Genomic DNA, 18,996 nt, shown 5'->3' on the forward strand with positions numbered 1-18,996 from the left:
CGTGATCTGAGTGTACGCATTAGATGTGCTGGCATCAAGCCGGAGACACATCATGAAAGCCATCGGATACAAGACGCCCGGGCCGATCGCCGCCGCCACTTCGCTCGTCGACATCGAACTGCCCCGGCCTGTCCCGACCGGACGCGACCTCCTTGTCGAGATCAAGGCCGTCTCGGTGAATCCCGTCGACTACAAGGTCCGCGCGAGCACGGCACCGCAGGGTGACGACTGGAAGGTTTTGGGCTGGGACGCGGCGGGTATCGTCAGCGCGGTCGGCTCCGAGGTGACGCTGTTCCAGCCTGGCGACGAGGTGTTCTACGCCGGTTCGATCGCACGGCCCGGAACCAATGCCGAATTCCATCTGGTCGACGAGAGGATCGTCGGGCGCAAGCCGGCCTCGCTGGACTGGGGGGAGGCGGCGGCGCTGCCGCTCACTACGCTGACCGCCTGGGAGGCTTTGTTCGACCGCCTCGACGTGACCCGCCCCGTGCCCGGCGCTGCGCCGGTGCTGCTGATCGTCGGCGGCGCGGGCGGCGTGGGTTCGATCGCCATCCAGATCGCACGCCAGCGCACCGGCCTGACCGTCATCGCCACGGCCTCACGGCCGGAAACACAGGAGTGGGCGCGCGCGCTCGGCGCGCATCATGTCATCGACCATTCGAGGCCGATGGCGGCCCAGATCGCGGAACTCGGCACAGGCGCCCCGGCCTTCGTGTTCTCCACGACGCACAGCCACCACCATGCCCCGGACATTGCCGAACTGATCGCGCCGCAAGGCCGTTTCGGCCTGATCGACGACGAGGGGTTCGACCTCATGCTGTTCAAGCGCAAGGCCGTCTCGATTCATCTCGAACTGATGTTCACCCGCTCGCTTTACGAAACGGCGGATATGGCCGAGCAGGGCAAGATCCTGAACGCCATGGCCGGACTGGTCGACGAGGGCAGGATCCGCACGACGCTGAGCGAGCGTTTCTCGCCGATCAATGCCGCTAATCTGAAGCGGGTGCATGCGCTGATTGAAAGCGGCGCAGCCAAGGGGAAGATCGTCATCGAAGGTTTCTGACCTGAACGCGCTGCCATCACGGTGATGGAGACGTTATTGGCGGATGCCTCGATCGTGATCGTGACCCGCCATGACTTCTGTGGCTCCGCCTGGCCAGGCGTTGGGCGCCAGGGTTGAGGTGGCTGAGTTTGGATAGCGATCGATCGATCCGCTCGCCAAGTTCGGAATCGGCAATAGAAGGGCGATGGTGGAGCACGGCTTGCGATCCGACGCCATCGTTAGGCCGCCGCACGGAAGAGCAAGTTGAGATGGTTGCGTGCCCCCGCAACCAACTGAATACACACACGCCGCCTCGGACAATCCGAAGGCGGTTTTTTTGTATTTTATTTTTTTTGGGGGGGGCAGCCATGGGCTATCCCCCACTCATGGCTGTGAGCATCGCTGTTGTCGGGCGATCCCTTGCAATCGCTTTGCTCGGTGCCGCTGCCTGGTAAATGCACCCAAAATGGCCGTGGGGGCAATCAGCATGCCTGCCAAGAGGCTGCTGCTGGAAAACACAGACAGAAGTCCTGAGATACTGTCGATCGCGGAAGTGGCGAGTAGGGCCCCGCCACGCGCATGAAGATGGCGCGCGATCATCTGGTGCCGCTCAGCGCGCCGGTGGTGGCGCTGCTGAGGGAGGTCCGGCAGTTCAGCAATCGCCGCTTCGTCTTCGCCGGTGACAAGCCGCAGCAGCCGCTCTCGCAGAACACCATGATCTATGCCTGCTACCGCATGGGCTATCGTGGCCGCCAGACGGTCCATGGCTTCCGCAGTCTCGCCTCGACCTGGGCCAATGAGGCGGAGCACTATCGCTTCGACTGGATCGAGATGGCGCTTGCCCATGTCGAGCGCGACGAGGTGCGCGGCGCGTACAATGCGGCGCTCTACCTCTCGCCCCGTCGCCGCATGCTCGAGGCATGGGCCACGTACGTGATGGATGATTAGAGGCGACCAGGGTTGTCGGGGCCTGGAGGAAGCCGTGATGGTGCAGGGCGTGAACGCGTGATACGCACTCCCATGGACAGAACCCGGACAAAGTGGCGCGCCACGCCCGCCTCGCGCGCGATCAAGCAACTGGCTGAGATCAAGGCGTCCATCCAGGCGCTGGGCGATGAGGATCTGCTCGATCTGGCCGATATCTTCGTAAGGTCCAGTTCGCCGCTGTCCGGCATCGCACAGGCCGAAATGGCAAAGCGCGGCATCCGCTTATAGGCAAGGCTGGGAGTAAAGCTGCCAAGGCAGTTTGAACGATTATCATGGCATAGCTGCCGTTCCTTTCATGAGGCTTGGAAGGGCGCCTCGCAGGTAGCGGACGGATCATCCGAACGGGGGGCATATGCCCGGCTTATGTCCGAAATTGTCGGATGGATGTCATGGCAGCCATCATCGATGGTCGGGTATTTCCGTAGCCTCGAAAGGCTGGTTCCCAATGCTCAGGTCTACGAAGAAAGTCGTCATTCTCGTTTACGATGGGGTACAGACCCTTGATGCGACCGCGCCGCTCGACGCGTTGGCTTCGGCAAATGCTCTCCGACAAGAGGCCTATGACATCGTTGTGGCCAGTCTCGATGGCGGCATGATCAAAAGCGAGACCGGGCTTCGCCTCATGTCGGATGCTCGCCTGGACGAGATTGAGGACATCGACACGTTGATGATTCCGGGGGGAATGGGCCTGCGTATACCTGGCATGGCCGAGGCCGTTGCCGCAGCCATCCTGTCGCAGGCGAGCAAGGCGCGCCGGATCGTCTCGATATGCACCGGCATCTACGGATTGGCGCCGACCGGCCTGCTCGATGGCCTCCGAGCAACCACGCATTGGAAATTTGCTGCCGATGTCGCCACCCGGTTTCCGAATATCAGGGTCGAACCGGATTCGCTCTTCATCGAGCAGGGGCAAATCTACACCGCAGCCGGCGTCACGGCGGGGATCGATCTGACGCTGGCTTTGATTGAAGCCGATTATGGAGCAGGACTGGCGGTTGCCGTGGCCCGCGATCTGGTCGTCTATGTCAGGCGCTCCGGCGGACAGCAGCAATATTCCGAGCCGCTGCGCTTCCAGACACGGGCGGTCGGGCATTTCGATGGCCTGGGAGACTGGATCGCGGCGAACTTGCACGAGCGTCTGTCCGTGGAAAGCCTCGCCGCACGGGTCAATCTGAGTTCCAGACAGTTCAGTCGGCGCTTCGCAGAGGCTTTCGGCGCACCCCCCGCCCAGCATATCGAAACTCTCCGTCTCGACGCGGCCCGTGCGCGCCTCGGTGAGGCATCAGCGCCGATCGAGCAGATTGCCCATGCGGTCGGCTTCGCCAGTACGGACGCCTTCACACGCGCCTTCGCGCGAAAATTCGGTGTGGCGCCAACCGAATATCGCCGTCGATTTTCTACCTTTCGGGGGAACGAAGATGCCTGAACCGTCAAGCCTGCGTGTGGCGGTGGACAAGAGCGGTGTTCTGGGCGATCTACCCCGCGTCGATGTCGTTCTCCTCCTCGCCGTCGCCAAGTTTGCGCTGCAGTTTGCTACCGCCGGGCGCTACGGGATCTTCAGCGACGAACTCTATTATCTGGCCTGTGCCCAGCATCTGCAGGCGGGCTATGTGGACTTTCCGCCCCTCATCGCTGTCGTCACATGGGGTGCCGTCCATCTGTTCGGGACTTCGCTCTTCAGCCTGCGCTTCCTGCCGGCGATAGCGGGAGGCTTGCTCGTATGGCTCACGGGCAGGATCACCCGGGAAATGGGCGGCGGAACCTTCGCCCAAAGCGTCGCCGCCCTGGCCGTGGCTTGCGCCCCGATCTACCTGATGCTCCATCATTGGCTGACCATGAACGCCTTTGAGCCGCTGCTGTGGATGGCGGCGGTCTGGCTCACGATGCGAATGGCCAGGACGCAGGAGCCAAGGCTTTGGCTCGCGATCGGGCTGGTCTGCGGCATCGGCATGGAAAACAAATATACCATGCTCCTTCCCATGGCGGGGCTTGCCGTGGGGCTGGTGCTCACGCCGCATCGTCGACTGTTCAAGAGCTGGTGGCTGGTCGGCGGCGTAGCCGCTGGAACGCTGGCCCTTCTGCCGAATCTGGTCTGGCTGATCGCGCATCATTTCCCGTTCCTGGAATTCGAACACAACACCCGTGGCACGGCCATGCAACTCATGCGTCCGCCGCTCGCCTTCGTTGCGGATCAGATCATGATCATGAACCCGCTATCGGCGCCGCTTTGGCTGGGCGGGCTCGCATGGCTGTTCCTCGCCAAGGACGCCCGGCCCGTTCGTTTCCTCGGCTGGGCGTTCCTGACGATTTTTCTCGTCCTGCTCATTCTTAAGGCGAAGAACTATTACGTCACACCCGCCTATCCGATGCTGTTCGCGGCCGGGGGCGTGGCCTTCGAGAAATGGAGCAGTAACCGGCAATGGTTGCGCGGTGCCTATGCAGGTGCGGTCCTGATCTCGGGCCTCGCTCTCGCGCCGTTCGTGCTACCGATACTCTCGATCGAGAATTTCATCGCCTATCAGCGTGCCTTCGGCGGTTTCCGACCGGTTGTATTCGAGAGGGCAGAGACCGGTCCATTGCCTCTGCAATTTTCTGCAGAGCTAGGCTGGAAGGAGATGGTGGCAGAGACCGCGCGCATCTACCACGGTCTGCCGTCCAAGGAACGGAAGACCACGGCAATCTTCGCAAACGATTATAGCGAAGCCGGGGCTATTGATTTCTATGGCCCGAAATATGGTCTGCCGCGCGCCATCAGCAACAATGTCAGCTACTGGCTGTGGGGGCCTCGCGGCTACACCGGCTCGAGCGTTATCGTGCTGGGCAGCGACGGCTCGGGCGACCGGGAGCATTTTCGGGAGGTCATCGTCGCAGGACGGGCCGGCACGCCGTTGTCACGGCGCGATGAGCATTTCGACATATTCGTCTGCCGTGGCCTGAACTCCGAGCTGCCCAAGCTTTGGCCCTCGCTGAAAAAATGGGGAACGTGAAGCTCGAATGGAAATGCGGTTTGCTCAAGGATACGAAATGCCGCTGGCGCTTAATCGGTGCCTTATTGCTGAGTTTGCGTAATCCGGGACGTTGGAGTTCGACCGGAACGACCGGGACGGGGCAGTTCTGCTTGGACGGAGCGCCGGGCCTGGGACAAACGCGCCATTCATGAAGGCAGTTCCTATGGCTGCTTCAGCCGACAGCTGTCATTTCGAAAAAGGCTCGGCTCGCCGGTGTCCGGGCACGACTGTTGATTCCGCGTTCCGCCGCGCCGTTAAACATGGCGAGTCTGCGCGAAAAAGTCGCGTGAGGGCGGCGTGCCGAATGGGCGGGCGTATTCCCGGCTGAACTGGGAAGTGCTTGCATAACCGACGGCGAGGGCCTTGGCGGTGTTCGCCCCTATGCCCGCTACTCGCAGCGCGCCGAGGCGCTATGGGCGCTGAGTGAACGGATCGTCGAGGAGAAGTTCTAAGCCTGAGAGCGGGGCAAGCACCGGAAAACTCACCCAGCCTGCCCCCGCCGGTCCTCATGCCGCCGCTGCTCGCAGGATCAGCTTCGCGATCTCGTCGGGGTGCGAGATCATCGAGAGGTGAGAGGCATCCACTTCGATCGTCCCCGCGCCCATGCGCCTGGCCATGAAACGCTCAAGGTCCGGGTTGATCGTGCGGTCTTGCTTGGACACGGCATAGAAGGAAGGTCGCGCCCGCCAGGCGGCACGCGTGGTGCGCGCCGCGGTCAAGGTTTTGTCGAACGGCTGCTGGACGGCATAGAGTACGCGGGCGCGGGCGGAGGGGATGTCGCCGGCGAAATCACGCAGGAATGCGTCTTCGCTGAGCCGTCCCTCATCGCCATCGAACACGATGCCGTCGGAGGCGGGCGGCGTGGGGAAGCACTTGGCCAGCGCGGCGTAGTCCTCACCGGCGTCGGGAGCACGCGCGGCGACATAGACCAGCGCGGACACTTTGAGATGCTCGCCCAGTTCGGACACGAGGACACCCGAGAAGGAGCGGCCTACGAACACGGTCGGCCCGTCCTGCCGGTCGAGAATGCGCCTTGCCGCCGCTATCGCAGACGGCAAATCGGTCAGCGGGTTCTGCACGGCGGTGGCATTGAGGCCCGCCGCCTGGAGCCGGGCGATTACCTCGCTCCAGCAAGAGCCATCCGCGAAGAGGCCGTGTACGAGCACAACGTTGCGGGCTCCTGTGGCTGCAGTGGGTGATGCCTGCACGGCGCTTGAGGTCCGCGCACCAAGCGAGCCTGCTGCGAGGGTAGCGGAAAACGTGCGTCTGTCGATCATGGGTAATCTCGTGGTTTCGAGGGTGAGTGAGGGAGCGGACCTACGCCGCTGTGTTCACCACAGCGCCTTGCCGATGGAGGCCCCGCCATCGACGAACAGGGTCTGCCCGGTGATAAACGCGGCCTCTTCGCTCATCAGGAAGGCGATGCCGGCAGCGATCTCGTCGGGCGTGCCGAAGCGCCCCATAGGGACACCGGCGAGGTAGCGCTTCTCTCCGGGCGAGCCGGGTTGGTTGTTGGCGCGGAACAACTCGGTCTCGGTCGGCCCCGGGGCGACGGCGTTGACGGTGATGCCGCTCGTCGCCAGTTCGAGCGCCCAGCTGCGGGTGAAGCTGACGAGCGCGGCCTTGGCTGCCGCATAGGCGGTGCGCTCGGGCGCGCCGAGCACGGTCAGGCTGGACACGTTGACCACGCGGCCCCACCTCCGCTCACGCATGCCAGGCAGCAGCGTCTGCACGGCCTGCACCGCCGGGTGCAGATGGACGCGCAGCACGTCGTCCAGCGCGGAAAGCTCCACTTCACCCAGCGTCTGTGGCAGGACGAGGCCGACATTGTTGACCACGCCATCGAAGGCATGGACGGCCGCCAGATCACGCAGAGCGTTGTTCGTGGCCTCCGTATTGCCAAGGTCGAGACGGACGAGCGTGCCGGGAAAGACGTCCATGGCGTGGCGCGCGATGCCTACGACATGATGCCCGGCATCGGCGAGGCGGTGCGAGAGGGCAAGGCCGATGCCCTTGCTGGCGCCGGTGACTAGGAAGGTGCGGGACATGCGCTGTCTCCTGATCGGGGAGGAATGCCCCGGATGCGGGCGCGTCCGGGGCAAAAGGTCGCGGGCTCAGGCCGTGATGGTGCTCGCCTTGCGCAGCGCGGGGAGCATGTCCTCGGGCTCGGGGCGGCGGGTGTAGTCGGGGTTGACCTCGGCATAGAGGATCGTGCCGTCCTGCCCGATCACGAAGCGCGCTGGCATCGGCAGGGTCCAGCTGGGATCGCCGTTGAAGCTGGGCAGATCGTTCTTCAGGCCCTTGTAGAGTTCGATCAGATAGTCGGGCAGCTCGAAGCGCAGGCCGAAGCTGGCGGCGACATCGTTGTGCGTGTCCGACAGGATCGGGAACGAGAGTTCGTTCTGGCGCATCGACTTGCGGCTGTTGGGCGCGGTCTGCGGCGAGATCGCGACGACGCTGGCGCCCAGTTCGGCGAAGGCGGGCGACGCGGCTTCCAGCGCCTGCAGTTCCATGTTGCAGTAGGGGCACCACACCCCGCGATAGAAGCTGACGACCAGCGGGCCCTTCGCCAGAAGCGCGGCAGAAGAGACCGGGTTGCCCTCGGGATCGCTGAGCGTGAAGGCCGGGGCCTTGTCGCCCGCCTTGAGCGCGCGGGTCGCGGCGCCCGAGGCGATCAGTTCGGCGGTGGCGCGGTGCATCGTCGTGATGACTGCGGGCGGCACGTTGTAGGGCGGCTTACCGGCTTCGAAATCGGCCTTGAAGGCATCGAGCTTGGCTTGAAGGGTCATGGTTGGGGTCTTTCCTGTTGAAGTGGTACGAGAAGGATTGCGCCACCGCGTGCGGCATCGGCAGCCGCGCCGGTGGACTAGGCGTCATTCCGCAGGGGAATGTTCGAGCACTTGCCGATGGAACGGATAGTCGGTGTATCCACGAGCATCGCCGCCGTAGAAGGTGGCGCGGTCGTAGGCGTTGAGCGGCGCGCCCTCGCGCAGCCTTGCGGGCAGGTCGGGATTGGCGATGAATGCGCGGCCGAAGGCGACGGCATCGGCATCGCCCGTCGCCAGGATCGCCTCGGCACTGGCGCCATCGAAGCCGCCTGCCGCGATGATCGTGCCGCCGAACGCCGCGCGAAGGTGCCTTGCGGCAACCGGCTCGGCCTTAGCGATCAGCTCGGTGCCCCGGATGCGCGGTTCGACGACATGGAGATAGGCGATGCCCAGGGCATCGAGCCGGCTTGCGGTATAGCCGAAGGTCGCGGCCGGGTTGCTGTCGTGCATCGCGCCGTAGCTGCCGCTGGGGCTGAGCCGCACGCCTACGCGCTCCGTTCCGAACGCGTCGATCGCGGCTTGTGTCACTTCGAGGAGGAAGCGCGCGCGGTTCTCGATGGGGCCGCCATAGTCGTCGGTACGGTGGTTGGTGCCGTCCTGCAGGAACTGGTCGGGCAGGTAGCCATTGGCGCCGTGGATTTCCACGCCATCGAACCCGGCTGCCCTGGCGCGGGCCGCGCCTTCGCCGAAACGGGCTACGATGTCGGGGATCTCGTCCCGGTCGAGCGCACGCGGCATCGAGAACGGCACCTCGCCGTCGGGACCATAGGCATGTCCATCGGCCCGGATGGCAGAGGGCGCGACTGGGGCAAGGCCGCCTGGCTGCAACGAGACGTGCGACTGTCGGCCCACGTGCCACAGCTGCATGACGATCCGCCCGCCCTTCGCATGGACGGCATCCGTTACCCGGCGCCAGCCAGCGATCTGCGCATCGTCATAGATACCGGGCGCGCCGGCATAGCCATAGCCCTCACGCATTACCGGCGTCGCTTCCGAGACGATCAGCCCGCCTTCACTCGCGCGTTGGGTGTAGTAGTCGACCATGAGGTCGCTCGGCAGATCGCCGGGGGCGGAGCGCATACGGGTCAGCGGAGCCATCACGACACGATGGCCGAGCTCCAGCGCGCCCGCATGGAAGGGCGTGAACAGTTTCGGCATGGGAAGTCTCCTGGGAAGGGCGCAGGCTCAATCCTGCGGAACGAGGGCTTCGAGGCGGGCGATGGCGCGCTGCACGGCAGGGCGCATCTCGATTTCGGCGTACCAGCGAGCCACATTCGGGCTCTGGTCGAAGTCGATGCCGGGGAAGGCGCGGCGCCACAGCCATCCGAAATGTGCGATGTCGGCGATGCTGAAGCTATCGCCTGCCACGAACGCGCGCTGTTCCAGAACCGCGTCGAGCAGGCCCAGCGTGCGGCGGGCTTCGCTGGAGAAGCGCTCGATCGCGATCGGCTGCGGCTCTGGGGCGAAGCGCAGGAAGAAGCCGGCCTGCCCGAAGGCGGGGCTCAGGGCGGAGGCGTGGAAGAACAACTGCTCGAACACGCGGGCGCGGCCTTGCGGATCGCTTGGGATCAGTTTTCCGGTCGTCTCGGCCAGATGGACGAGAATCGCGGCGCTTTCGGTAAGCACGAAGCTGTCCTCGACCAGGACCGGCACCTTACCATTGGCGTTGAGCGCGACGAAGGTCTCGGCCTTTTGCTCGCCCTTGCGAACGTTGACGGGGTGCAGCGTGTAACCGAGGCCAAGCTCCTCGAGCGCGATGGGAACTTTGACGCTGTTGGGCGTGGCGAAAGCATAGACGTCGATCATGGGCGGTGTCCTTTGCGGGCAGCGTGGAAGCGCTGGAGAACGGGAGCGGCGGCCACCATCAGCGCGCCCGCGGCATTGCCCGTGTCGAGGAACACCATCAGGCCATCGAACAGCGACGGAATGCGGTGGAGGCGGGAAAGGCAGGCGAGCATGGCAGCGGCCCCGTGCGTGGAAACCGCTCCGGGCAGTCCGAAGCGGTGCAGCACAATTGCCTCCGTCCTGCTGGACATGGCAGCCGTGCCGGGGTAATAAGCTTCATTCCAAGTAGGAATGGGAGTGCTGCAGTGGATCGCTTTCAGGCGATGACGACCTTCGTGCGCGTGGTGGACACCGGCTCGTTCTCCGCCGCCGCGCGCCAGCTTAATGTCGGCCAGCCCGCCGTGTCCAAGACCATCGCCGCGCTGGAGGACCGCTTGCAGGTCAGCCTGCTGATCCGCTCTACCCACGGCCTGACGCCGACCGAAGCCGGCGTGCGCTTCTACGAGCGGGCCCGAGCGGCCATAGCCGAAGCGGACGAGGCCGATCTTGCCGCGCGCGGCGCAGGGTCGGGGCTTGCCGGAACCTTGCGCGTTTCCGCCGCGACCACCTTCGCGCGCATTCATATCGTGCCGCTGCTGCCGCGCTTCCTCGCCATGCACCCGGACCTTGCCGTCGATGTGATTCTCGATGATCGTGTGATCGATCTTGTCGCGGAAGGGGTGGACGTCTCGCTGCGAATGGGAGCGCTGCCCGATTCCTCGGCCGTCGCGCGCAAGCTGGCGACGGGCACGCGCTCGGTACTGGCGACGCCGGGCTATCTCGCGCGCGCAGGAACGCCCACCAGCCCCGCGCAGCTCGCCGAACATGAGACCGTCGTTTACAGCCAGCTTTCCAACAGCTGGAGCTTCACGCGCGGGGGCGCGGAAGTCTCGGTATCCGTCAGCGGCAAGGTCCGCCTTAGCGCCGCGGAAGGTCTGCGCGCGGCGGTGCTGGCGGACATGGGGCTGACCATCGCCTCGGACTGGATGTTCACGCCGGAGCTGGAAAGCGGCGCGGTGGTGCGCCTGCTCCAGGACTGGTCGCTTCCCCTGCTTGATCTCTGGGCGGTGTTCCCAACCGGCCGCATGGCCAGCGCCAAGGCACGCGCCTTTGCCGATTTCGTGCAGCAGGCGATGGCCACGGGGCATTCCCCGCAAGTATAAGCGCTATCGCTTTGCCGCGTCGTCCGGGGCGCGTGGGGATGGGCTAGCTGGGTGGCACGCCGACCGATCGGTGCGGCCGCAACCCAGGAGTTTCCCATGTCCCGCTTCGAAACCTATCGCGATGCCTTTCCCCATGCCCGGCTCACCCGAAAGGACAACGGCGTCCTCGAAGTCGCGCTGCACAGCCATGGCGGCAAGCTGATCTTCGACGGCCATGCCCACGAGGAATTCGTCGACCTGTTCCACGCCATTGGTGAGGATCGCGACAACCGCGTCGTGATCCTCACCGGCAGCGGCGATGCCTTCATGGACACGATCAGCCCCGAAGGCTTCGATTTCTTCAGTCCGACCGGTTACGACAAGATCCTGCGCGAAGGGCGCAAGGTGCTCTCGAACATCCTCGACATCGAGGTGCCGATGATCACCGCGCTGAACGGCCCGGTGCGCCTGCACAGCGAATATGCGCTGCTGACCGACGTTATCCTCGCAACGCCCGAGACGGTGTTCCAGGACAAGCCCCATTTCGAGTTCGGCATCGTTCCGGGCGACGGCGTGCATCTGCTCTGGCCCGAGGTGATCGGCTCTATCCGCGGCCGCTACTTCCTGTTGACGCGCCAGGAACTGGACGCACAAACCGCAAAGGACTGGGGCGTGGTGAACGAGATCATCCCCGCGAACGGCCTGCTCGCCCGGGCACACGAGATCGCCGACAGCCTTGCCGCGCTGCCGCCGCTGACCAGCCGCTATACCCGCATCGCCCTGACCCAGCGCTTGCGCCGGCTCATCGACGAAGGCACGGGCTACGGCCTCGCTCTCGAAGGCATCAGCGCCGCGCAAGTCGCCCGCTCGATGGGCGCCGTCACCTGATCCATTCCCCTGCGGAATAAACACCTAGGGAATTTTTGCAGGAGACTGGTTGCCGCTGGACTGCACCATTCACCACCTTTGTAAAATCACTAACTTAGGTGGTTTTTTCGGGCGATTGTCTCGCACTTTGTCTTACATCCCCATCGCAGTGCACATCGACAAATTTGAGTGATTTTTGGCTCTGCGATAGGCTTTGTTGCGCAAATGACGGCAGGATTCCGTTCCTGAATCCGGTCGGTTAATGGGCGGGTGAGCAAACCGCCTCGCGCATGCTACCGCATGACGAACTGGAAGGCCTGCAACGCAGCGCTGGCACTTCAGGTCTGGTTTGATCCCGGGATGCAGTGGCTGTCCGCGCCCACCGGCAAGCGCGGGCGCCAGCCCGTCTTCTCGGACGCCGCGATCCAGGCATGCCTGACGCTGAAGGGGGTGTTCAAGCTTCCCTCGCGCAAGACCACCGGCATGGTCATCAGTCTTCTCGAGATGGTCGGGCTTGATTGGCCGGTGCCGGATTTCAGCACCTTGACCGGAAGGCAGAAGACCCTGCTTGTCGAGATCCCCTGTCAGCCCAGTTCTCAGCCCAGTTCGGGGCCGTTGCACCTGCTGATCGACAGCACGGGCATCAAGGCGGTTGGGGACGGGGAATAGTGGAGGCGCAAGCATGGTCCGTCCAAAAGACGCCAGTGGCGACAAGAAAAATCAGAGGCTTGTGCTGAGAAACCGTGGATTGCGTCCGGAAGTTGACACTTTTGCCCTGAACCTTGTCAACTGTGTCAACCTTGCCCCTTTGACAGGGTCGCCCCGGCGCACTTGCGCGCGGCGCTATTCACTGGCCCTTAATGCCGAGGCCCCCTATACCCTGACATATGACAACGACCCCGCGCGCTGCCCGCTCGTTCGCCTGCCTGCTTCTCCTGTCCCAGACCGCCGCGGTTCCGGTGTTCGCGCAGACGGTTGCGCCCGCCGTGAACGCGGCTGCAGCGCCCAAGCCCTGGCTTTACAAGAACAGCGATGTGCCGCCCGATCCGGACTGGAACTTCGGTGAGCTGTCAAACGGTCTGCGCTATGCCGTGCGGCACAACGGGGTGCCGCCGGGGCAAGTCTCGATCCGCGTCAGGGTGGACGTGGGTTCGCTCTACGAGACCGATGACGAGCGCGGTTATTCGCACCTGCTCGAACACATGCTGTTCCGGGAGTCCAAGTATATCCCTGAGGGCACCGCGATCGCGACGTTCCAGCGGCTTGGCGCCTCGTTCGGCACCGATACCAATGCCGAGACGACCACGACACAGACGGTGTTCAAGCTCGACGTGCCCAATGCGACGCCGACCTCGCTGGATACCGTGTTCAAGCTGGTATCGGGGATGGTGACGGCGCCCACGCTTTCGGCGCTCGACCTGAAGAAGGACCTGCCGATCGTGCTCTCCGAGATGCGCGACAACGGCGGTGCCTCGCGGCGGGTGCAGCAGGCGATGCAGAAGACGCTCTATGACGGCCAGCCGCTGTCGGACCGCGATCCGATCGGCACGCTGGGCTCTTTGCAGGCGGCGACGCCCGCCTCGGTCCGGGCCTTCTACACGCGCTGGTATCGCCCGCAGACGGTGACGGTGATCGTTGCAGGCGACGCGCCGGTGCCCGCGCTGGAAGCCTATGTGAAGAAGTGGTTCGGCGACTGGCAGGTGCCCGGCAAGGTCACGTCGCAGCCCAGCTTCGGCGAGCCGGTGGCGCCTGCGGGCAGCGATCCGAAGAACCCTGTGGGCGCGACGAAGGTGATGGTCGAGTCCGATCTGCCGCCTTCGCTGATGTATGCCGTGCTGCGACCCTGGCATCAGGTGAACGATACCATCAAGTACAACCAGGGCCTGATGATCGACCAGCTGGCGCAGGCGATCATCAACCGTCGTCTGGAAACCAGGGCGCGGGCAGGCGGGAGCTTCCTGACCGCTTCGGTCGATCAGGAGAATGTCGCGCGGTCGGCCAATTCCACTTTCGTCTCGGTGACGCCGCTGGGCGACGACTGGAAGGGCGCTCTGCACGATGTGCGCGCGGTGATCGCCGATGCGATGACCCGTCCGCCGACGCAGGAGGAGATCGACCGCGAGGTCGCCGAACTCGACGTCTCGTTCCAGGTGCCGGTTGAGCAGCAGGCGATCCTGCCCGGCGGCAAGCTGGCCGACGATCTCGTGAACGCACTCGATATTCACGAGACCGTCGCCGCGCCCAAGGATGTGCTGAACATCTTCCGCAGCTCCAAGCCGCTGTTCACGCCGGACGCCATCCTGGAGCACACGCGCCAGATCTTCAGCGGCACGGTGACGCGCGCGATGTTCACGGTGCAGAAACCCGGCGTTGCCACCGATGCACAGCTTCACGCAGCGCTTGCGGCACCGGTAAAGCCGGACGAAAGCGTGCGTGAGGACATGAAGCCCGTGTCCTTCGCCAACATGCCAGCCATTGGCGCGCCGGCAGCGCCGACGGCGGTGGCGCCTATCGGATTGCTCGGCATCCAGCAGCTGACTTTCGCGAACGGCGTCAAGGCGCTGCTCTGGCCGGCCAAGGAAGAGCCGGGCCGGGTCATGGTGAAGGTTCGTTTCGGTGGCGGCTACGGCGCGGTGGCGCCCAAGGATGCGACCTATCTGGCGCTGGGCGACATGGCGCTGGTGGGCGCTGGCGAGGCGACGCTGAACCAGAACGACCTCGACCGCATCTCCACCGGACGCAAGCTGGGCTTCGATTTCGATATCGACGACGGCTCGTTCCAGTTCCAGGCAGAGACGCGCCCGTCCGACCTCGCCGATCAGCTCTATCTGTTCGCCGCCAAGCTCGACATGCCGCGCTGGGACAAGGGCCCGTTTGAGCGGGCAAAGGCCGCCGCGAAGATCCAGTACGATACTTTCGCCAGCTCGCCGCAGGGCATTCTCAACCGCGATCTGAATTACTATCAGCACGGGCAGGACCTGCGCTATGCAACGCCCACGCCCGCGCAGATCGACAAGACCGACATGGCCGATTTTCAGCGCGTGTGGAGCCGCCAGCTCGCCAGCGGTCCGGTCGAAGTGCAGATCTACGGCGACTTCGATCAGGCCGCCGCTATTGCCGCGCTGACCAAGACTTTCGGCGCGCTGAAGCCGCGTACCACCACCGATGCGCAGGCCGTCGTGCCGGTGGGCGTGCCTTCGCCCTCGACCCAGCCGATCCGCGTCGGCCACCACGGCGATGCCGATCAGGCGGCGGCGGTGATCTCGTGGGCGACCGGCGGCGGATCTGACGACATCGCGCAGTCGCGCCAGCTGGAGATCCTCACGCAGCTGTTCTCCAACCGCCTGATGGACGCCATGCGCGAGAAGCTGGGCGCGGCCTATTCGCCCTATGTGTTCTCCAGCTGGCCGATCGACGAGAAGGCAGGCGGGGCGATAACGGCAGTTGCACAGATCGAGCCCGACAAGGTGCCGCTGTTCTTCCAGACGGCGGACGACATCGCCCAGAACCTGATCGACAATCCGCCGACGGCGGATGAACTCGCGCGGGTGATCGAGCCGCTGCGTCAGCAGGTGACGCGCGCCGCTTCGAGCACGGCGTTTTTCATGGACCAGCTGGAGGGCGCAACATGGGATCCCAAGCGGATCGCGGCCGTGCGCACGATTCTGCCCGATTATACGCAGACGACCCCGCAGGCGATGCAGGCACTGGCAGCCAAATATCTCGGCAAGGGCAAGAGCTGGCGGCTGGAAGTGCTGCCTGACCCCAAGGCCGTGACGAAGAAAAAATGAAGCACGGCGCTGGTTTAGCGCCCGGTGTCCGCCAGCCTGGGGAATCGCTGGGCCTGATCGACGTAATCGAATATGCCGATCGGGCTTTCGATCTTTGCAAAAATTACCGAAAGCGGTAAAGGGCGCCCCTTGCGTGATCGTCGGCAGAGTCCAAATCTGGCCGGCAGGGAGAAATCGCGCGCCAACATGGAGTAAACGACGTGGCTAGCAATTGGACCCCGGATGGCTGGAAGGCGAAGGAAGCCCGCCACCTCCCGGTATATGGCGATGTGGAACAGCTTGGCGCGGTAGAGGCCACGCTTGCGAAGTTTCCGCCGCTGGTCTTTGCTGGCGAGGCGCGCGAACTGAAGAAGGATCTGGCCGAAGTGGCGGCGGGTCGCGGTTTCCTGCTGCAGGGTGGCGATTGCGCCGAGAGTTTCGCCGAATTCCATCCCGACAACATCCGCGACACCTTCCGCGTGCTGTTGCAGATGGCCGTGGTGCTGACCTTCGCAGGCAAGCAGCCGGTGGTGAAGGTCGGCCGCATGGCAGGTCAGTTCGCCAAGCCGCGCTCGGCGCCGACCGAGACGATCGGCGGTGTCGAACTGCCCAGCTACCTCGGCGACATCATCAACGGCGTGGAGTTCGATGCGGAGACGCGCCGCAACGATCCCGAGCGCATGGTCAAGGCCTATGCACAGTCGGCATCGACGCTCAACCTGCTGCGCGCTTTCGCCAGCGGTGGCTATGCGAATCTGCGTCAGGTCCATCAGTGGACGCTGGAGCACATCAATCGCAGCCCCTGGGGTGAGCGCTTCTCGCAGATGGCGGATCGCATCGGCGAGGCGCTGGACTTCATGGCGGCCTGCGGGGTGAACCCGTCGACCGTGCCGCAGCTTCAGGGCACCAATTTCTATACCAGCCATGAAGCGCTGCTGCTGCCCTACGAGCAGGCACTGACCCGTCGCGATTCGCTGACCGGCGACTGGTACGATTGCTCGGCCCACATGCTGTGGATCGGCGATCGCACGCGCTTCGAAGGCTCGGCCCATGTCGAGTTCCTGCGCGGCGTCGGCAATCCCATCGGCATGAAGTGCGGACCCAGCCTTGAGCCCGACGCACTGATCCGCATGCTCGACACGCTGAACCCGGCGCGCGAGCCCGGTCGCATGACGCTGATTGCACGCTTCGGCCACGATAAGGTCGAGGCAGGCCTGCCCAAGCTGGTGCGCGCGGTGAAAGCCGAAGGGCACCCGGTGGTGTGGTCGTGCGATCCGATGCACGGCAACGTCATCAAGTCCGACAGTGGCTTCAAGACCCGTCCGTTCGACCGTATCCTCTCCGAAGTGCGCGGCTTCTTCGCGGTACACCGCGCCGAGGGCACGCATGCGGGCGGCGTCCATGTCGAGATGACGGGGCAGGACGTGACCGAATGCACCGGCGGTGCCATCGCCATCACCGACGAGGCGCTGAAGGACCGCTACCACACGCACTGCGATCCGCGCCTCAACGGAGCCCAGTCGATCGAACTGGCGTTCGAGATGGCAGACCTGCTCAATCTCGAAATGTCGGAAGGCCGCCGCGAAGCAGCTTGATCGCCTGATCACAAGCAAACCGAGACAAGCGCGGCGGGAGAGATTCCGCCGCGCTTTTTCGTGCAGTCCCCGGCCCTCGCGGATACATGCTGAAACATGTCGATACGCAAAGCGAACAGATGCACTCTTGTTCGCGGATGACCGTGCTCGATAAGGGCGCAAGGCATCATCAGCAGGAGGGAGAAATGTCATGCGGCTTCGCATAGCAATGTGGTTCGCGACACTGATCGCGGCATTCGCGCTGACGTCAGGTGCGGTGCAGGCCAGAAACGCATCGGCCGGGCAGTCGCTCGCGGTCGTCAGGCCGGCGGTATCGTGTGCAGCCTTGTCAGCAACCGACCTGACCGCGATTGGCGGTGCGGGCAGCAGCGTGATCTCGGCAACGCTCGGCAAGAGCGACGGCATCGAAGTGTGCGACGTCAAAGGCACGCTGGCCCCCAAGGTGAGTTTCGAGGTTCTGCTGCCAACCAAGACCTGGTCGCAGCGCTATCTGCAGGTCGGCTGCGGAGGGCTTTGCGGAGACATCACCCTGCGTTCCGGCGCATCGAGCGGCTGCAAGGTGCTGAACGATGGCGGTTTCGTTATGGCGGCGACCGACATGGGGCATACCGGGCAGAGCGGCGAATGGGGCCTCGATGACCAGCAGCGTGCCGATTTCGCTTATCGGGCAGAGCATATCACCGGCCAGGCCGCCAAGCTGCTGATCCGCAAGTTCTATGGGCGCGCCCAGAAATTCGCCTATTTTAACGGCTGCTCCGACGGCGGGCGCGAGGCGTTGATGGAAGCGCAGCGTTTCCCGGACGATTTCGATGGCGTGATCGCCGGTGCCCCTGCCATGCTGTTCCAGGTGCAGAACACGCTGTACCATGGCTGGATGGCCACCGTGAACCGCGATGCGACAGGCCATAACATCCTGCTCTCCGCCAAACTGCCGGCGTTGCATGCGGCAGTGCTCGCGGCGTGCGACGGCAACGACGGCGTGACGGACAGCATCGTCGCCGTTCCTGCCGGGTGCCGGTTCGACCCCGCGGTTCTGGCCTGCAAGACCGGACAGTCTGGCAACGCCTGTCTGACCGCAGCCGAAATCGATGTGGTGCGCAAGTTCTATGAGGGGCCCCGCGATCCCAAAACGGGTGCGCCGCTGACCGCCGGGCAGCCGCTCTATGGTTCGGAACTCAACTGGCAGGGCATCTATGTGCCGGACAGCGATGGCGGCATGATGATGAGCACGATGATTGTGCCGCCGGTCTGGAAGGACATCGCTTTCGTTCCGCCGCGCACCACGGCGACGATGGCGGATTGGACTTTCGATACCGCCACGCTCGATGCCCTGCGAGTGCGCCACACGCTGTTCGATGCCACCAATGCGAACCTCAACGCCTTCGCGGCGCGTGGCGGCAAGCTGATCCTGTGGCATGGCCTTGGCGATCCGCATATTTCGCCCGCGAACACGGTTTCGTACCAGCAGGCGATCGAAAAGGCGATGGGCCGTGATCGCGTGAACGGATTTGAGCGCCTTTATCTGCTTCCCGGTGTTGCCCATTGCGGCGGTGGACAGGGCCCATCCGCGCTCGATCTGCTGTCGGCGATGATGGCCTGGGTCGAGGGAGGTCATGCGCCCGATGCGATCCTGACATCGACTACGGCGACGGAGAGTTCGTTCGGTCAACCGACTACTGGAGGCAGCAAAGGAGGCACCCGACAGGGCCCGCCGCCGATGGCCAAGCTGGACACAGCAGCGCTACCGGCCATGACCCGCCCGGTCTATCCCTATCCTTTCGTCGCGAAATACAAGGGCACGGGTGACTACACCAAAGCGGTGAACTGGGAGAAGGGCGCTGCGGCGCAAGTCGTTGCGTTGCAGCCCTGGCCGGGTAGCGACCTGTTTGCGCCGTTCACTTTCACTGGAAAGTGACTTTATGCGCTAGGCCCG

Annotated in this window: 16 protein-coding genes and 1 pseudogene; 11 read left to right on the forward strand and 6 right to left on the reverse strand. The window is 64.3% G+C overall.

The features are described from left to right. The first annotated feature begins 52 nt into the window (after positions 1–52). The 5 genes from AC3EC3_RS15225 to AC3EC3_RS15245 all read left to right on the forward strand — a co-directional run bounded on the left by AC3EC3_RS15225 (position 53) and on the right by AC3EC3_RS15245 (position 5,016). On the forward strand, positions 53–1,063 hold the full coding sequence (locus tag AC3EC3_RS15225) for a zinc-binding alcohol dehydrogenase family protein (protein ID WP_488490449.1): 1,011 nt from the start codon (positions 53–55) through the stop codon (positions 1,061–1,063). 558 nt (positions 1,064–1,621) lie between these two features. After that, positions 1,622–1,990, forward strand: coding sequence for a tyrosine-type recombinase/integrase (locus tag AC3EC3_RS15230; protein ID WP_488490450.1), 369 nt, complete (start codon positions 1,622–1,624; stop codon positions 1,988–1,990). Positions 1,991–2,062: 72 nt separating this feature from the next. Continuing rightward, positions 2,063–2,257, forward strand: a complete 195-nt coding sequence (locus tag AC3EC3_RS15235; RefSeq protein WP_488490451.1) for a hypothetical protein — start codon at positions 2,063–2,065, stop codon at positions 2,255–2,257. A 217-nt stretch (positions 2,258–2,474) separates the two neighbouring features. Continuing rightward, on the forward strand, positions 2,475–3,455 hold the full coding sequence (locus AC3EC3_RS15240; RefSeq protein ID WP_488490560.1) for a GlxA family transcriptional regulator: 981 nt from the start codon (positions 2,475–2,477) through the stop codon (positions 3,453–3,455). Further along, complete coding sequence (locus AC3EC3_RS15245) at positions 3,448–5,016, forward strand: ArnT family glycosyltransferase (RefSeq protein WP_488490452.1); 1,569 nt, start codon at positions 3,448–3,450, stop codon at positions 5,014–5,016. Before AC3EC3_RS15240 ends, AC3EC3_RS15245 begins: the two co-directional genes overlap by 8 nt. A 527-nt stretch (positions 5,017–5,543) precedes the next feature. Here AC3EC3_RS15245 and AC3EC3_RS15250 read toward each other — a convergent pair. From AC3EC3_RS15250 to AC3EC3_RS15275, 6 genes are all read right to left on the reverse strand, one after another. Then, positions 5,544–6,314 (reverse strand): alpha/beta fold hydrolase, encoded by a 771-nt coding sequence (locus AC3EC3_RS15250; RefSeq protein ID WP_488490453.1) that lies wholly within the window; start codon positions 6,312–6,314, stop codon positions 5,544–5,546. A gap of 54 nt (positions 6,315–6,368) precedes the next feature. Then, the gene (locus tag AC3EC3_RS15255; protein WP_488490454.1) at positions 6,369–7,085 is read right to left on the reverse strand and encodes an SDR family oxidoreductase; all 717 of its coding nucleotides are present in this window, start codon (positions 7,083–7,085) and stop codon (positions 6,369–6,371) included. A gap of 66 nt (positions 7,086–7,151) precedes the next feature. After that, on the reverse strand, positions 7,152–7,826 hold the full coding sequence (locus tag AC3EC3_RS15260) for a peroxiredoxin-like family protein (protein WP_488490455.1): 675 nt from the start codon (positions 7,824–7,826) through the stop codon (positions 7,152–7,154). A gap of 84 nt (positions 7,827–7,910) precedes the next feature. After that, positions 7,911–9,023 (reverse strand): alkene reductase, encoded by a 1,113-nt coding sequence (locus tag AC3EC3_RS15265; protein WP_488490456.1) that lies wholly within the window; start codon positions 9,021–9,023, stop codon positions 7,911–7,913. 27 nt (positions 9,024–9,050) lie between these two features. After that, complete coding sequence (locus AC3EC3_RS15270; protein WP_488490457.1) at positions 9,051–9,671, reverse strand: glutathione S-transferase family protein; 621 nt, start codon at positions 9,669–9,671, stop codon at positions 9,051–9,053. Then, positions 9,668–9,901 (reverse strand): hypothetical protein, encoded by a 234-nt coding sequence (locus tag AC3EC3_RS15275; RefSeq protein ID WP_488490458.1) that lies wholly within the window; start codon positions 9,899–9,901, stop codon positions 9,668–9,670. Before AC3EC3_RS15275 ends, AC3EC3_RS15270 begins: the two co-directional genes overlap by 4 nt. A 54-nt stretch (positions 9,902–9,955) precedes the next feature. Here AC3EC3_RS15275 and AC3EC3_RS15280 point away from each other — a divergent pair, with 54 nt between their 5' ends. From AC3EC3_RS15280 to AC3EC3_RS15305, 6 genes and pseudogenes are all read left to right on the forward strand, one after another. Beyond that, positions 9,956–10,852, forward strand: coding sequence for a LysR family transcriptional regulator (locus AC3EC3_RS15280; protein ID WP_488490459.1), 897 nt, complete (start codon positions 9,956–9,958; stop codon positions 10,850–10,852). Between the two features lie 96 nt (positions 10,853–10,948). Beyond that, positions 10,949–11,719: an enoyl-CoA hydratase/isomerase family protein gene (locus AC3EC3_RS15285; RefSeq protein ID WP_488490460.1), complete on the forward strand. Its 771-nt coding sequence runs from the start codon at positions 10,949–10,951 to the stop codon at positions 11,717–11,719. A 249-nt stretch (positions 11,720–11,968) separates the two neighbouring features. Then, positions 11,969–12,364, forward strand: a pseudogene (locus AC3EC3_RS15290) (transposase); the annotation flags it as partial. 221 nt (positions 12,365–12,585) lie between these two features. Then, on the forward strand, positions 12,586–15,489 hold the full coding sequence (locus tag AC3EC3_RS15295; protein WP_488490461.1) for a M16 family metallopeptidase: 2,904 nt from the start codon (positions 12,586–12,588) through the stop codon (positions 15,487–15,489). 200 nt (positions 15,490–15,689) lie between these two features. Next, the gene (locus AC3EC3_RS15300; protein ID WP_488490462.1) at positions 15,690–17,063 is read left to right on the forward strand and encodes a class II 3-deoxy-7-phosphoheptulonate synthase; all 1,374 of its coding nucleotides are present in this window, start codon (positions 15,690–15,692) and stop codon (positions 17,061–17,063) included. Positions 17,064–17,253: 190 nt separating this feature from the next. Beyond that, the gene (locus tag AC3EC3_RS15305; RefSeq protein WP_488490463.1) at positions 17,254–18,978 is read left to right on the forward strand and encodes a tannase/feruloyl esterase family alpha/beta hydrolase; all 1,725 of its coding nucleotides are present in this window, start codon (positions 17,254–17,256) and stop codon (positions 18,976–18,978) included. The last annotated feature ends 18 nt before the right edge of the window (positions 18,979–18,996 follow it).

This window comes from Novosphingobium sp. BAM6, assembly GCF_057784955.1.